Source organism: Pseudomonas sp. KBN10P06128, from assembly GCF_037574945.1.
GTDB classification, from domain to species: domain Bacteria; phylum Pseudomonadota; class Gammaproteobacteria; order Pseudomonadales; family Pseudomonadaceae; genus Pseudomonas; species Pseudomonas aeruginosa.
In genome coordinates this window covers 1,265,303-1,279,815 of record NZ_JBBELR010000001.1, presented here as the reverse complement: position 1 = coordinate 1,279,815, position 14,513 = coordinate 1,265,303, and the positions used below count along the sequence as shown (strand labels likewise).

The window sequence follows — 14,513 nt, the reverse complement described above, 5'->3', positions numbered from 1 at the left end:
CCAAGTTACTGAAGGGTGTGAAATCCTACAGCAGAGGTCAGCTTTATACCATGCGGCCGACAGGTCGCCCTTCAAACGCCATCGGTTTCTGCTAGAATGGCCGGCTTTCTTTAACGACCCAGGTGACCTCTCCATGCAGCCTATGCTGAATATCGCCCTGCGCGCCGCTCGCAGCGCCGGTGAACTGATTTTCCGCTCCATCGAACGCCTGGATGTCATCTCGGTCAACGAGAAGGATGCCAAGGACTACGTGACCGAAGTCGATCGCGCCGCCGAGCAGACCATCGTCGCCGCGCTGCGCAAGGCCTATCCGACTCACGCGATCATGGGCGAGGAAGGCGGCTTCATCGAAGGCAGCGGCGAGGGCGCCGATTACCTCTGGGTGATCGATCCGCTGGACGGCACCACCAACTTCATCCATGGCGTACCGCACTTCGCCGTGAGCATCGCCTGCAAGTACAAGGGCCGCCTGGAGCACGCCGTGGTCCTCGACCCGGTACGCCAGGAAGAATTCACCGCCAGCCGCGGTCGCGGCGCCGCCCTCAACGGTCGCCGCCTGCGCGTCAGCGGCCGCAAGAGCCTGGAAGGCGCCCTGCTCGGCACCGGGTTCCCGTTCCGCGACAACCAGATCGACAATCTCGACAACTACCTGAACATGTTCCGCAGCCTGGTCGGCCAGACCGCCGGCATCCGCCGCGCCGGCGCCGCCAGTCTAGACCTGGCCTACGTCGCCGCCGGACGCTACGACGCCTTCTGGGAATTCGGCCTGTCCGAATGGGACATGGCGGCAGGCGCCCTGCTGGTACAGGAAGCCGGCGGCCTGGTGAGCGACTTCACCGGCAGCCACGAATTCCTCGAGAAGGGTCACATCGTCGCCGGCAACACCAAATGCTTCAAGGCACTGCTGACCACCATCCAGCCGCACCTGCCGCCGTCGCTGAAGCGCTGATCCGCCGCTGACGAAGAACCCGGCCTGGCGCGCCGGGTTTTTCATCTCCATGAAAATGCACAAGGGCGCCCGCGGGCGCCCTTGTGCATCATTGCGACAGTCAGGCTCAGCGCAGCGTTTCGCCCTGGCTGAGGATCAGCCGGCCATTCTTGTCGACCGGGATCTGGCTGCCCGGATCGCGCTCCATGCGGATCTGCCCGGCCTTGCCGTCGAGCATGTACTTCACGTCATAGCCGACGACCTTCTCGCTGCTGTCGTGCACGGTGCTGCAGCGGGTTTCGGTGGTGGTGTAAGTGTCACGCTCCTGCATGCCTTCCTGCACCTTGTTGCCGGCGTAGCCGCCGCCGACGGCGCCGGCCACGGTGGCGATCTTCTTGCCGGTACCGCCGCCGATCTGGTTGCCCAGCAAGCCGCCGACCACCGCACCGATGGCGGTACCGGCGATCTGGTGCTGGTCCTTGACCGGACGCTGGCGGGTCACGGCCACGTCCTTGCAGACCTGGCGCGGCGTCTTGATGGTTTCCTTGAACGGCTGGACAGCGACGACCTCGGCGTAGTCGGGACCGCGATCCACCAGGCTATAGGTGGCTACCGCGCCACCTGCGGTCACGCCTACGGCACCCAGAACGGCCCCGACGAGCATCGACTTGTTCACATGTACCTCCTGGCTTTCATCCAATGCGGGCTATGTTCGCCCTTTGCCTTGCCTAGGACTGGGCAAAAACCACCAAGTTCCAGGCTCCCGACAAACGTTTCGTTGGCGCAGATACGAAAACTCCCGCCAAAAGCGGGAGTCCTCGAGTGACCGGCAGGCGCCGGAGTGCCGAACCAGAGCGCCTCAGGGGCGATCGTCGACGGTGTCCTTGGCCTGCGGCGGGATCAGGTCCTCGCTGGTCAGGTTCAGCCAGATCAAGACCACGTTGGCGATGTAGATCGACGAGTAGGTACCCGCCATTACACCGACGAACAGGGCGATGGAGAAACCGAACAGGTTGTCGCCGCCGAAGAACAGCAGCGCGGCGATGGCCAGCAGCGTGGAGACCGAGGTGGCGATGGTGCGCAACAGGGTCTGGCTGGTGGAGATGTTCAGGTTCTCGATCAGACTGGCCTTGCGCAGCACGCGGAAGTTCTCGCGCACCCGGTCGAAGATCACGATGGTGTCGTTCAGCGAGTAACCGACCACCGCCAGCACAGCGGCGAGGACGGTCAGGTCGAAGGTCACCTGGAAGAACGACAGCACGCCCATCACGATGATCGCATCGTGCACCAGCGAGAGGATCGCCCCGAGGGCGAACTTCCACTGGAAGCGGAAGCCGACGTACAGCAGGATGCCGCCCAGCGCCAGGAGCATGCCGAGGCCGCCCTGGTCGCGCAGTTCTTCACCCACCTGCGGGCCGACGTACTCGACCCGCTTCAGGTTCGCCGGGTTGCCGGTATCGGCCTGCTGCAAGGCGGTAGCGACCTTCTTGCCCAGTTCCGGGTCCTCGCTGGGCATCCGCACCAGCACGTCGCGGGCGTCGCCGAAGCTCTGCACCACGGCGTCCTCGTAGCCGGCGCCGACCAGTTGACCACGCACCTTGCCGAGATCGGCCGGTTGTTCGTAGGTCAGCTCGATCAGCGTACCGCCGGTGAAGTCGAGGCCGAAGTTGATGCCCTTGGTGAACCAGCTGCCCAGGGCGATGACGGTCAGGATCAGGGTGACGGCAAACGCGATGTTGCGGATGCCCATGAAGTTGATGGTACCGATCTTGATATTCATCTCAGTCCCCTTAGATCCACAGCTTCTTGAAGTCACGCCCGCCGAAGATCAGGTTGACCATTGCGCGGGTGACCATGATGGCCGTGAACATCGAGGTGATGATGCCGAGCGACATGGTCACGGCAAATCCTTTCACCGGGCCGGTGCCCATGGCGTAGAGGATGCCGCCGACCAGCAGCGAGGTCAGGTTGGCGTCGAGGATCGCGGTGAAGGCACGGTTGAAGCCTTCGTGGATCGCCCGCTGGACCGACATGCCATTGGCCAGCTCCTCGCGTATCCGCGAGAAGATCAGCACGTTGGCGTCCACCGCCATGCCCATGGTCAGCACGATACCGGCGATGCCCGGCAGGGTCAGGGTCGCGCCGAGGATCGACATCAGCGCTACCAGCATGACCATGTTGAAGGCCAGCGCAACGGTGGCGATCACGCCGAAGAAACGGTAGATGACGATGATGAACAGCGATACGAAGAGCATGCCCCAGAGCGACGCATCGACACCCTTGGCGATGTTGTCCGCCCCCAGGCTCGGGCCGATGGTGCGTTCTTCGGCGAAGTACATCGGTGCAGCCAGGCCGCCGGCACGCAGCAGCAGGGCCAGTTCGGAAGACTCGCCCGGGCCATCGAGGCCGGTGATGCGGAACTGGTTGCCCAGCGGCGACTGGATGGTCGCCAGACTGATGATCTGCTTCTCTTCCTTGAACGCCGGAACCGCGACCTCCTTCTCGACGCCATCGACCATCTGCTTGGTGTAGCGGGTCACCGGCTTCTGCTCGATGAACACCACCGCCATGCTGCGGCCGACGTTGTTGCGGGTGGCGCGGTTCATCAGCTCGCCGCCATGGCCATCCAGGCGGATGTTCACCTGCGGGCGGCCGTTCTCGTCGAAACTGGCGCTGGCGTCGGTGACCTGGTCGCCGGTGATGATCACCCCGCGCTCCAGCGGCACCGGCGGACGGCGCGGCTCGCGGAACTCGAAGGTCTCGGTGGCGGACTTCAGGGCGTCCGGCTCGGCGGCCAGGCGGAATTCGAGGTTGGCGGTCTTGCCGAGGATCCGCTTGGCTTCCGCGGTGTCCTGCACGCCCGGCAGCTCGACCACGATGCGATTGGCGCCCTGGCGCTGCACCAGCGGCTCGGATACGCCCAGCTCGTTGACCCGGTTGCGGACGGTGGTGAGGTTCTGCTTGATGGAGTACTCGCGGATTTCCGCCAGTTTGGCCTGGGTCAGGGCGACACGCAGGACCTGCAGGCCGTTGCGCTCTTCGGGCACGACCTCGAAATCGCGGAAGTCCTTGGCGATCAGGCTGCGCGCCTTGTCCAGGGATTCGCTGTCGGTGAAGCCGAGCTGGATCGCGCGATCCTGGATCGGCAGGCTGCGGTAGCGCACGCGCTCCTTGCGCAGCAGGCTCTTCACTTCGCTTTCATAGACCTTCAGGCGGGCATCGACCGCCTTGTCCATGTCCACTTCCAGCAGGAAGTGCACGCCGCCGGACAGGTCCAGGCCGAGCTTCATCGGGCTGCCGCCCAGCTTGCGCAGCCACTCGGGAGTGGTCTGGGCCAGGTTCAGCGCCACCACGTAGTCGTCGCCCAGGGTCCGGCGCACCACTTCCTTGGCGGGAAGCTGGTCGTCCTGCTTGACCAGGCGGATCAGGCCGCCCTTCTTCGACAGGCTGTCGGCCTTCACCGCGATACCGGCGTCGGTCAGCGCCTTGGCAGCGCGGTCGACATCGGCCTGGGTGACCTGCAGCGCCGTGCTGGCGCCGCTGATCTGCACCGCCGGGTCGTCCGGGTAGAGGTTGGGTGCGGAATAGATGAACCCGACGGCGAGGACCGCCAGGATCAGCAGATATTTCCACAGAGGATACTTGTTGAGCATGACACCGCCCGTTATGACGCGGGGCGCCTTGCGCGCCCCGTCATGTGTTTAGGTGAAAATCAGATCGCTTTCAGGGTGCCTTTCGGCAGGGTCGCGGCAATCGCGGCCTTCTGGAACTTCAGCTCGACGTTGTCGGAAACCTCGACCACGACGAAATCGTCGGCGACCTTGGTCACCTTGCCGGCGATACCGCCGGAAGTGACGACTTCGTCACCTTTCTGCAGGTTGCCCAGCAGGTTCTTGTGTTCCTTGGCGCGCTTGGCCTGGGGACGCCAGATCATCAGGTAGAAGATGACCAGGAAACCGACCAGGAAGACCCACTCGAAACCGGTGCCGGCCGGGCCAGCGGCTGCCGGAGCGGCTGCGTCGGCGTAGGCAGCGGGAATTAGAAAGCTCATGTAGCACTCCTGTCACAAAGCAATAGAGTTGGATAAAGGAAAGTCAGGCATCCAGCGGCGGCGTGGGAAGGCCGCGCTTGGCATAGAAGGCATCGACAAAGGCGGCCAATGTACCCTGTTGGATTGCCTCGCGCAAACCAGCCATAACCCGCTGATAATGCCGCAAGTTGTGGATGGTATTGAGCATGCTACCGAGCATTTCCCCGCACTTGTCCAAGTGGTGCAGATAGGCGCGGGAAAAATGTTTGCAGGTGTAACAGTCGCAGGTCGGGTCGAGCGTGGAGTCGTCGTGCTTGTGTACCGAGTTGCGGATCTTGATCACCCCGCTGTCGACGAACAGGTGGCCGTTGCGCGCATTGCGCGTCGGCATCACGCAGTCGAACATGTCCACGCCGCGGCGCACGCCTTCCACCAGGTCTTCCGGCTTGCCCACGCCCATCAGGTAGCGCGGCTTGTCGGCCGGCATCTGCGGCGGCAGGAAATCGAGCACGCGGATCATCTCTTCCTTCGGCTCGCCCACCGACAGGCCGCCGATGGCCAGGCCGTCGAAGCCGATCTCCTGCAGGCCATCCAGCGAGCGCAGGCGCAGGTCCTCGTGCATACCGCCCTGGACGATGCCGAACAGCGCCGACGGGCTATCGCCATGGGCGATCTTCGAGCGCTTGGCCCAGCGCAGCGACAGCTCCATGGAGCGCTTGGCGACGTCATGGTCGGCCGGGTACGGCGTGCACTCGTCGAAGATCATCACGATGTCCGAGCCCAGGGCGCGTTGCACCGCCATGGACTCCTCCGGCCCCATGAAGACCTTGGCGCCGTCCACCGGCGAGGCGAAGGTCACGCCCTCCTCCTTGATCTTGCGCATGGCTCCCAGACTGAACACCTGGAAACCGCCGGAATCGGTGAGGATCGGGCCTTTCCACTGCATGAAGTCGTGCAGGTCGCCGTGGCGCTGGATCACCTCGGTGCCCGGGCGCAACCAGAGATGGAAGGTGTTGCCGAGGATGATCTGCGCGCCGATGTCCTCGATGTCGCGCGGCAACATGCCCTTCACCGTGCCGTAGGTGCCCACCGGCATGAAGGCCGGGGTCTCGACCACGCCGCGGGGGAAGGTCAGGCGGCCGCGACGGGCCTTGCCGTCGGTCGCCAGCAGCTCGAAGTTCATGAAGCTCATGGATCAGTCCTCGGGTCCGCGGGGCGCGGGATTGCGGGTGATGAACATGGCATCACCGTAACTGAAGAAGCGATAGCCCTGCGCCACCGCCGCGGCGTAGGCGGCCATGGTCTCCGGGTAGCCGGCGAAGGCCGAGACCAGCATCAGCAGGGTGGATTCGGGCAGGTGGAAGTTGGTGACCAGGGCATCGACCACATGGAACGGCCGGCCCGGGTAGATGAAGATGTCGGTGTCGCCGCTGAAGGGCTTCAGCTCACCGTCGCGTGCCGCGCTTTCCAGCGAGCGCACGCTGGTGGTGCCGACGGCGACTACCCGGCCCCCGCGAGCCCGGCAGGCGGAAACCGCGTCCACCACGTCCTGGCCGACCTCCAGCCATTCGCGGTGCATCACATGGTCCTCGATGCGCTCGACACGCACCGGCTGGAAGGTACCGGCGCCGACATGCAGGGTAACGAAGGCGGTATCCACCCCCTTCGCGCGGATCGCCTCGAGCAGCGCCTCGTCGAAGTGCAGGCCGGCGGTCGGGGCCGCCACCGCACCGGCGCGCTGGGCGTAGACGGTCTGGTAGCGCTCGCGGTCGGCCGCATCGTCCGGTCGGTCGATATAGGGAGGCAACGGCATGTGCCCGACCCGCTCCAGCAAAGGCAGCACAGGCTCGGCGAAAGCGAGTTCGAACAGGGCGTCGTGGCGTTGCAGCATCTCCGCGCTGCCACCGCCTTCGACGAGGATCCGCATACCGGGCTTGGGCGCCTTGCTGGCGCGTATGTGGGCAAGCACCCGGTCCTGGTCGAGCACGCGCTCGACCAGGACTTCCAGCTTGCCACCGGACTCCTTCTGGCCGAACAGGCGCGCCGGGATCACCCGGGTATTGTTGAACACCATCAGGTCGCCCGGACGCAGGTAGTCCAGGAGATCGGCGAATTGTCTGTGGGCGAGGGTTCCCGTCGGGCCATCCAGCGCCAACAGGCGGCTTGCGCGGCGTTCAGGCAGGGGATGACGGGCGATCAGGGCCTCGGGCAAGTCGAAATGAAAATCGGCGACACGCATGGGGAGACTCTCGAAAGGCCGCGTAGCTTACCGGAAATGTGTTTTCCCCGCCACGAACCCGATTGACCAACGGTAGGCGCCTCCCTATACTGCGCCGCCATTGCCTCGGTGGCGGAATCGGTAGACGCGGCGGATTCAAAATCCGTTTCTGGCGACAGAGTGAGAGTTCGAGTCTCTCCCGAGGCACCATCCTGACTTCCCAAGCGTTTCCAGGGGGAGCACAGGACAGCAGAGAAACCGGCCTTCGCGCCGGTTTTTTGTTGTCCGCGATCTGGCTGATCCGGCCTGCAAATAAAAAAAGGCAGCGCTGGAGTCGAGACGCTGCCTTTTACCCGAGCTGCTGTCTTCCCAGCTCGGCAAAAAAAATCTACCACAGCCGACGCCAAAAAGAAGCCCCGCGGATGCGGGCTTCTTGTCGCGCCAGGGGCGGTTTGTACCTGTTCGGTCTGCGGGTCTTTTGCTCATCCGTGACGAATAAGCTGGCAGCTCGCCCCTGGCGCGGGACTTTCAGCCGCTAGCCTCGGTCCGCCGGCAGTGCGACGACGGAAGCCCCCTGCCCTTCCTGCACAGTCAGACTGGAAAGCAGACTCTCCAGCGGCATCGGCCGGCCGATCAGGTAGCCCTGCAGGTAATCCACCCCGCGGGCGGCCAGGTAGTCACGCTGCTCGGGAGTCTCCACGCCTTCGGCGACGATATCCAGGTCGAGCTTGGCGGACAGCTCGACGATGCTGTCGAGAATATGCCCGGAAAGAGTATCGATGCCGATGCGGGCGACGAAGCTCTGGTCGATCTTCAGGCAGTCCACCTGGAACTTGCGCAGGTAGGCCAGGCTGGAATGTCCAGTGCCGAAATCGTCGATGGCGATCTTCACTCCCAGGGCATGCAATTCGTCGAACAGGCGGTCGGTGACTTCGCTCGACTCGATCAGCTCGCGCTCGGTCAGTTCCAGGACCAGGGTGATGTGCCCGGGCGGAAACGCCGCCAACAGCTCGCGACAGTCGTCCACCAAGGCCAGTTCGTGGCAATGGGTGGCACTGATGTTGAAACCGATGTGGAAGCCTGGCTCCAGCTTCCCGGCATGCCCGCCCAGGTCTTCCGCGACCTGGCGCATCAGCGCGCGCGTCATCGGTACGATCAATCCCGAGCGCTCGGCGAAAGGTATGAACAGGTCGGGCCGGATCAGTCCCTCGCGCGGATGACGCCAGCGCATGAGCACCTCGACGCCTATCCAGCGTCCGCCCTGGCCGGGACTCAGCGGCTGGTAGTAGGGAATGAACTCGTTGGCCTCCAGGGCCCGGCGCAGTTCGCTGCTGGGCGAGGCGACCCGCCTGGATAGCCAGTAGCACAGAGTGCCGGCCAGCAGTCCGAAGAACAGTAGCAGGCCGAACATCGCCGGGTTCTGCGAGCGGATCGATCGCCATTCCTCGCCCTCGGGGAAGCCCGACAGCACCCGCAACGGATAACGCTGCGAAGCGAGCGATACGGCGGCGACCTCATAGGTGGGCGGCGCGTCGCGGTGGGTGCGGCCCTCGGCATCCAGCCAATTGGGACCGACCACCAGCACCTGTCGGCTACGTCGGTCGACGAGGTCCAGCACGTAGCTCAAGTAGCGCCCGTCGATCGCCGCCAATACCCCGCGCTTGCCGTCGGAGTCCCGCAGGACCAGCAGCGCGGCGTCCGGCGTGACCTGGTTACCGGGCATCAGCAAGAGGCGTCCGTCGACATAGTTCTCGATCCGCACCGGCTCGTCGAAGCCGCCGAACAACGACGTGCAATAGATCGTATTGTCGCGCGTCAAATTGACCGAGCGTACGAACGGCATGATCGCCACTTGCTCGCGCAGCGCCAGTTCGGCCTCGGGACAGGGGCGCCCCGCCACCGGCATGACCTTGCGCGCCGCCAGCGCAGCGTTGTCGAGCATCCGTTCGAACTGCCGCACCGCATTCCCGGCTGCCTGCTCGGACGTCTCCTGGAGGCTTCGCTCGGCCTGCCAGTAGAGGATGAGCAGCCCCAGGACGATCGGCATCACCCCGACCAGCACGGACAACGACAGCCGGAGCGCCTTTCTCCTGGCTCGCTTCACCGGAATCGGCATAGAAAAGACTCGTAATGATTGGGGTCTGCGCAAAGACTAGAACAGCCGGGGAAAAGCGTTGCCCGGATGGGCGGCGCAAGCTGCGGATGGACGTATAATCCCCGGCTTTGCCCCGCACGGAACACGCCGATGCCGAAACACATGCTTTCTCCCCAGGGCGACTATGCCCCTGCCGGTCTGGTCCGCCGCCTGGCGGCGATGTTCTATGACTTCCTGCTCTGCGTGGCGCTGATGATGGTGGTCACCCTGGTCTACCAGCAAGGCATCCTTCGACTGATCTACGGCAGCGAGCATCTGCGCGAACTGGCCGACCGCGGCGCGCTGATCGGCGACCCGCTGCTCTCGACCCTGCTGGTGTTCGCCCTGTTCGGCTTCTTCGCCAAATTCTGGACCCACAACGGCCAGACCCTGGGCATGCAGGTCTGGGGACTGCGCGTGCAGAACCGCGACGGCAGCGCCATCAGCCTGCTCCAGGCGCTGCTGCGCTTCATGATCGCCATCGCCTCCTGGCTGTGCCTCGGCCTCGGCTTCCTCTGGATGCTCTGGGACAAGGACAAGCGTACCTGGCACGACCGCTATTCGGAGAGCCAGGTGGTCAGGCTGCCGAAGAACACTCACAAGAAGTGAGCGAAACAGGTCCGCAGAACGCGCTGTTTTGGCCTTTGTCGCGCCGGCGGCCAGGCTCCAGCCCGACGCGACAAGGAAGCACAAAGGCCACCCGTGGGTGGCCTTTTTTCATACCCGGCCTGCCGGGCCTGTCAGCCCGCCCGGCGTAGCAGCCAGACACCCGCCAGTGCGCAGATCGAGGCGGGGATCACCACCGCCAGCAGCGGCGGGAAGTCGAACACCAGGCTGGAGGGACCGAGCAGGTCCTGGGCGATGCGGAAGACGAAGCCCACCAGCACGCCGGTGAAGATCCGCTGGCCCAGGGTCACCGAGCGCAACGGACCGAAGATGAAGGAAATCGCCATCAGCACCAGCGCGGCGGTCACCAGCGGTTGCAGGACCTTGGTCCAGAACGCCAGCCAGTAGCGGTTGTTGTTCAGGCCCTGGTCGGCGAGATAGTGGATGTACTGCCAGAGACCGCTGATAGACAGCGCCTCGGGCTCCATCACCACAGTGTTCAGCAGTTGCGGGCTGAGCTGGGCATCCCAGCGTTCGGTCGGTAGCTTGACCACCTCGGAACGCTTTTCCCTCGGATGCAGCAAGGTGGTGGTGACCTCTTCCAGTTGCCAGTGATCGGTCTCGAAGCGCGCGCGCTTGGCGAAACTGGCCGATTCCAGGCCACGCTGCTCGTCGAAGCGGTAGCGGGTCACGCCGTACAGCACGCCATTGGGCTGCACCGCGTTGATGTGGATGTACTCGCGCCCCTGGCGATGCCACAGACCGCGCTTGGAACTTTGCGAATCGCCGCCGCCCTGGGCCAGGGCGCGGCCGCTCTGGGCGATGTTCTCGGTCCAGGGCGCGACGTACTCGCCAACCAGGATGCCGGCCAGCATCAGCACCAGCATCGGTTTCATCACCGCCCAGACGATCCGCGACAGGGATACCCCGGCCGCGCGCATGATGGTCAGTTCGCTGTTGCTGGCCAGGGTGCCGAGGCCGACCAGGCAGCCGATCAGCGCCGCCATCGGCAGCATGTCGTAGGCGCGCCGTGGCGCGGTGAGGAAGATGAAGCGCAGGGCATCGCCGATGCCGTAGCTGGCGCTGATGTCGTTGAGTTCGTCGATGAAGGCGAACAGCAGCGCCAGGCCGAGGATCACCCCGAGCACCGCGAGGATCGCGACGAAGACGGTGACACCGATGTAACGATCGAGCTTAACCATGCGCCACCTCGCGACCGGCACGGGAGGACGCCAGCTTCAGGCGCAAGGGTTCCCAATAGAACAGAAGAAGACCGATCGCCAGGAATAGTCCGTGGACCCACCACAGGCCGATGGCCATGGGGATCTTGCCTTTGTCCAGCTGGCCACGGACAGCGATCAGCAGGGCCAGGTAGCCCATATAAAGGAGGATCGCCGGCAGCAGCTTGAGGAAGCGCCCCTGGCGTGGGTTGACCCGCGACAGCGGCACCGCCAGCAGGGTCACCACGAACACCAGCAGCGGTGTCGACAGGCGCCACTGCAATTCGGCCTGGTAGCGTGGGTTGTCGCTGCCGAACAGGTCGGCGGTGGGCACCGCGTCACGCTCGCTCACCTCGCTGCTGGCCTCGGGCTTGGGCAGCATCACGCCATAGGTGTCGTACTGGATCGCCCGGTAGTTGGCCTGCCCGGGATTGCCGTCGTAGCGGTAGCCGTTGTGCAGGATCAGGTAACGACTGCCATCCGCCTGGATGTTCTGGGTGCCCTTCTCCGCCACCAGGATGGAGATGCCGCGTTCCTGGTTGCTGCTGTTGAGGTCCTTCTGCGAAATGAAGATGCCGGCCAGTTCGCCGCGATCCTTCGACAGTTCCTCGGTATAGGTCACCCGGGTACCGTCGCGCATTGCCTGGAAACGGCCCGGGACCAGGGTGTCGAACTCGGTCAGGGTATCCTGCTTGTTCAACAGCAGGGCGAACTGGTTGATGCCCTGGGGCGCCAGGAACAGGCTCAGCCAGGCCACCAGGATCGCCACCAGCAGCGCCGGCGCCATGGTGTAGCCGAGCAGGCGCTTCTGGCTCATGCCGGTCGCCGAGAGCACGGTCATCTCGCTTTCCAGGTAGAGCCGCCCGTAGGCCAGGAGGATGCCGAGGAACAGGCCAAGCGGCAGGATCAGCTGCAGGAAGCCGGGAATCCGGAACGCCATGATCAGGAACAGCGAACCGGGGTCGAGCAACCCCTGCGCCGCTTGCGCCAGGTACTTGATGAAACGGCCACTCATGATGATCACCAGCAGCACGGCGCTGACGGCGCTCATGGTGACCAGCACTTCACGGGACAAATAACGGAAAACGATCAATCCGGACACTCCTGGGTTGCCAGGCTCTGACGGGGCCCGTCGGCCCCGTCATCACGCGTTTCCGGCCATGGCGGCATGGCGCGGAGAAAATAGCCGGCATTATCCTGCGATTCGGCGGGCCTGTCACTGCGCAGGCCGAACCAAGAGCCCGATAGACCGTCGAGGCGAACGCTCGTTCAGCGCTTGCCGATTTATTCGACGACCGTCGCTGACTGCTCGCCGCCCTCTCCGAGATGACGGACGAACCAGTCTGCTGCGGCCTGGCTGGTGGCGTCGAAATGCTCGATGTACGGTGTGAAATGGCCGCCAGCGAGCATCAGCAGCCGCTTGGGTGGCAATGCCCGCTGGTAGGCCTCCAGGCAAAGGTCCGTGGGCGTAAGCAGGTCCCGGTCGGCGACGATCATCAGCAGCGGCGTGGGGCTGATCCGCCCAATGTGAATGCCCGGCTCGTTCTCTCGCGCCAGCTCGGCGCTACGCAGGGTCACCCGGTTGCACCAGCTCGGCGCCAGCGCCGCGCTGTCGGTGAAGAACCGGTGGGCGTCCGCGCCGGCCATCGCGCAAGGCTCGTCGGGGCCCGCGGCGACCGCCGGCAACAGCGCCGGCGGCAAGCCCTCGAAGCGCCGCTGGCGGTCCGCGTCGAAGCTTGCCAGCAATGCCGGCAACTGCTCGGCGCGGGTCCGGCGCAACGCCGAGGCATGGCCGCTGACGGTCGGCACCTGCGCCACCACGCATTTCACCCGCCGATCCAGTGCGGCCACTTCCAGCACATGTCCGCCGCTGTAGCTGGTTCCCCAGATGCCGATGCGGCTGGCGTCGACCCGGGCCTGGGCGCCCAACCAGGTGATCGCGTCGCGATAGCCGCGGCGCTGCATCACCGGATCGATTTCCTGACGCGGTTCGCCGTCGCTGTCGCCGAAGTTCGGATGATCGTAGAGGAGCACGACGAAGCCGGCGGCGGCGAATACCTCGGCGTAACGGTCCAGGTACTGCTCCTTCACCCCGGAAAAACCGTGCGTCATGACGATCGCCGGCCGCTCGGCACGCGCCTCCGGCAAATACAGCCAGCCGCGCAGGGCGACACCCTCGGAGCGGAATTCCACGTTCAGTCGTTGCATGCTTGCCTCCCGGGGCAGTCGTCTGGAAACGGGCCCAGCATAGGAATCCTGCCGCGTCGGCGCCGCCCGCCAACGGACGAAGGCTACGCCGAATCGGACAAGGCGAAGTAGCGGCTCGGCGTGCTCCCGGTCAGGCGTCGGAACATGGCACTGAATGCGCTGGGCGTCTGGTAGCCGAGATCCACGGCGATCCGCGCCACCGCTTCGCCAGCCGCCAGGCGTGGCAGGGCGGCGGCCAGGCGCACCTGGTGGCGCCAATGGACGAAGGTCACTCCCAGTTCGGAGAGAAACAGCCGTGCCAGGGTACGCGAGGACGCCCCCACGCAGCGCGCCCACTCCTCCAGCCCGCGAGGGTCGGCGGGGTCCTCCAGCAGCGCCTGGCAGATTCTTCCCAGGCGTCGGTCCGCGGGGTCGGGCAAGGCCAGGGGCTGTTCCCGCGACCACTCCAGTTCGTCCAGCAGCACCGCCATCAACCGCCCCTCCCGGCCGCGCTCGTCGTACAACAACGGCAGGCCGGCGGCGCGCACGATCAACTCGCGCAACAATGGGCTGACCATCACTCCGCGCGGCACCCGGGGGAATTCTGGCGGGCAGGACTGCGGCCGGACATAGACGGTGTGCAAGCGGACCTCGCCGCGCGCCAGCATCGCGTGCGCCATCCCCGCCGGCATCCATACCGCGCGCTGCGGCGGGACCAGCCATAGCGTGCGACCGACATGCAGTTCGATCACGCCCGACAGGGCATGGATCAACTGCGCCCGCTCGTGCCGGTGCTCGGCGACCACGAAACCCGCCGGGAAGGTCTTGGCCATGACCCCGAGCGGCCGGCCGACTCGCTGGTAATCGCGTGGGTCGGTACTCCGAGCGGGATCCGCGACTGGTTTGCTGGCGGGCACGGTGCGACTCCTGCGGAACGAAACGTTCATTATAGGGACGCGGCATGGCCGCGGGTTCCCATGCGTACACAGTCGTGCCAGACACGCCGCAGTTGTGCGACCATGTGCGGCAACGGCCGGGAGGCACCGCCAACCCGGCTCCGGCGCTGTAGAACCTCGGTTGCCATCCTCGGCATGGAACGACCCCCGCCGCAACGACTAAGCTGTCGCTGCCTGCGTCACCGCCCCGGCGGCGACCGTCAGTCCTCGGGACGAATCGTGCTCGGAACAATC

Annotated in this window: 13 protein-coding genes and 1 tRNA gene; 3 read left to right on the top strand and 11 right to left on the bottom strand. The window is 65.1% G+C overall.

Annotated elements, in window-relative coordinates:
- The first annotated feature begins 133 nt into the window (after positions 1-133).
- Positions 134-949 carry a type III secretion system regulator SuhB gene (suhB, locus tag VQ065_RS05960; protein WP_003092845.1) on the top strand — a complete coding sequence of 272 codons (816 nt, stop codon included), beginning with the start codon at positions 134-136 and terminating at the stop codon, positions 947-949.
- Between the two features lie 106 nt (positions 950-1,055).
- On the opposite strand, the gene VQ065_RS05955 is transcribed toward suhB, so the two are convergent.
- The 6 genes from VQ065_RS05955 to queA form a co-directional block, all read right to left on the bottom strand.
- On the bottom strand, positions 1,056-1,604 hold the full coding sequence (locus VQ065_RS05955) for a glycine zipper 2TM domain-containing protein (RefSeq protein ID WP_340080371.1): 549 nt from the start codon (positions 1,602-1,604) through the stop codon (positions 1,056-1,058).
- 183 nt (positions 1,605-1,787) lie between these two features.
- On the bottom strand, positions 1,788-2,708 hold the full coding sequence (secF, locus tag VQ065_RS05950; RefSeq protein WP_003092852.1) for a protein translocase subunit SecF: 921 nt from the start codon (positions 2,706-2,708) through the stop codon (positions 1,788-1,790).
- 10 nt (positions 2,709-2,718) lie between these two features.
- Positions 2,719-4,581 carry a protein translocase subunit SecD gene (gene secD, locus VQ065_RS05945; RefSeq protein ID WP_003092854.1) on the bottom strand — a complete coding sequence of 621 codons (1,863 nt, stop codon included), beginning with the start codon at positions 4,579-4,581 and terminating at the stop codon, positions 2,719-2,721.
- Positions 4,582-4,640: 59 nt separating this feature from the next.
- Positions 4,641-4,979, bottom strand: coding sequence for a preprotein translocase subunit YajC (gene yajC / locus VQ065_RS05940; protein ID WP_003092856.1), 339 nt, complete (start codon positions 4,977-4,979; stop codon positions 4,641-4,643).
- Between the two features lie 43 nt (positions 4,980-5,022).
- Positions 5,023-6,141 (bottom strand): tRNA guanosine(34) transglycosylase Tgt, encoded by a 1,119-nt coding sequence (tgt, locus tag VQ065_RS05935; RefSeq protein ID WP_003100607.1) that lies wholly within the window; start codon positions 6,139-6,141, stop codon positions 5,023-5,025.
- A gap of 12 nt (positions 6,142-6,153) precedes the next feature.
- Positions 6,154-7,197: a tRNA preQ1(34) S-adenosylmethionine ribosyltransferase-isomerase QueA gene (gene queA, locus VQ065_RS05930; RefSeq protein ID WP_003129773.1), complete on the bottom strand. Its 1,044-nt coding sequence runs from the start codon at positions 7,195-7,197 to the stop codon at positions 6,154-6,156.
- Between the two features lie 102 nt (positions 7,198-7,299).
- Here queA and VQ065_RS05925 point away from each other — a divergent pair.
- Positions 7,300-7,386: transfer RNA gene (locus VQ065_RS05925), tRNA-Leu, on the top strand.
- A 325-nt stretch (positions 7,387-7,711) separates the two neighbouring features.
- Here VQ065_RS05925 and VQ065_RS05920 read toward each other — a convergent pair.
- Entirely contained in the window at positions 7,712-9,292 is a 1,581-nt protein-coding gene (locus VQ065_RS05920; RefSeq protein WP_003092861.1) for an EAL domain-containing protein, read from the bottom strand.
- Positions 9,293-9,421: 129 nt separating this feature from the next.
- Here VQ065_RS05920 and VQ065_RS05915 point away from each other — a divergent pair, with 129 nt between their 5' ends.
- Complete coding sequence (locus VQ065_RS05915) at positions 9,422-9,919, top strand: RDD family protein (RefSeq protein WP_003092862.1); 498 nt, start codon at positions 9,422-9,424, stop codon at positions 9,917-9,919.
- 131 nt (positions 9,920-10,050) lie between these two features.
- Here the strand turns inward: VQ065_RS05915 and lptG are convergent, their stop codons facing one another.
- The 4 genes from lptG to VQ065_RS05895 form a co-directional block, all read right to left on the bottom strand.
- Positions 10,051-11,118: an LPS export ABC transporter permease LptG gene (lptG, locus tag VQ065_RS05910; RefSeq protein WP_003092863.1), complete on the bottom strand. Its 1,068-nt coding sequence runs from the start codon at positions 11,116-11,118 to the stop codon at positions 10,051-10,053.
- Positions 11,111-12,229 carry an LPS export ABC transporter permease LptF gene (lptF, locus tag VQ065_RS05905; RefSeq protein WP_003092864.1) on the bottom strand — a complete coding sequence of 373 codons (1,119 nt, stop codon included), beginning with the start codon at positions 12,227-12,229 and terminating at the stop codon, positions 11,111-11,113. Before lptF ends, lptG begins: the two co-directional genes overlap by 8 nt.
- 191 nt (positions 12,230-12,420) lie before the next feature.
- On the bottom strand, positions 12,421-13,344 hold the full coding sequence (locus VQ065_RS05900; protein ID WP_003092865.1) for an alpha/beta hydrolase: 924 nt from the start codon (positions 13,342-13,344) through the stop codon (positions 12,421-12,423).
- Between the two features lie 83 nt (positions 13,345-13,427).
- Complete coding sequence (locus tag VQ065_RS05895) at positions 13,428-14,240, bottom strand: AraC family transcriptional regulator (protein WP_016253042.1); 813 nt, start codon at positions 14,238-14,240, stop codon at positions 13,428-13,430.
- Positions 14,241-14,513 lie beyond the last annotated feature (273 nt).

What these genes read in the sequence shown, in the direction of transcription:
- VQ065_RS05920 (WP_003092861.1), bottom strand. Translation starts at nt 9,292, where the DNA reads ATGCCGATTCCGGTGAAGCGAGCCAGGAGAAAGGCGCTCCGGCTGTCG.
- queA (WP_003129773.1), bottom strand. Translation starts at nt 7,197, where the DNA reads ATGCGTGTCGCCGATTTTCATTTCGACTTGCCCGAGGCCCTGATCGCC.
- VQ065_RS05915 (WP_003092862.1), top strand. Translation starts at nt 9,422, where the DNA reads ATGCCGAAACACATGCTTTCTCCCCAGGGCGACTATGCCCCTGCCGGT.
- tgt (WP_003100607.1), bottom strand. Translation starts at nt 6,141, where the DNA reads ATGAACTTCGAGCTGCTGGCGACCGACGGCAAGGCCCGTCGCGGCCGC.
- secD (WP_003092854.1), bottom strand. Translation starts at nt 4,581, where the DNA reads ATGCTCAACAAGTATCCTCTGTGGAAATATCTGCTGATCCTGGCGGTC.
- lptG (WP_003092863.1), bottom strand. Translation starts at nt 11,118, where the DNA reads ATGGTTAAGCTCGATCGTTACATCGGTGTCACCGTCTTCGTCGCGATC.
- suhB (WP_003092845.1), top strand. Translation starts at nt 134, where the DNA reads ATGCAGCCTATGCTGAATATCGCCCTGCGCGCCGCTCGCAGCGCCGGT.
- yajC (WP_003092856.1), bottom strand. Translation starts at nt 4,979, where the DNA reads ATGAGCTTTCTAATTCCCGCTGCCTACGCCGACGCAGCCGCTCCGGCA.
- VQ065_RS05900 (WP_003092865.1), bottom strand. Translation starts at nt 13,344, where the DNA reads ATGCAACGACTGAACGTGGAATTCCGCTCCGAGGGTGTCGCCCTGCGC.
- secF (WP_003092852.1), bottom strand. Translation starts at nt 2,708, where the DNA reads ATGAATATCAAGATCGGTACCATCAACTTCATGGGCATCCGCAACATC.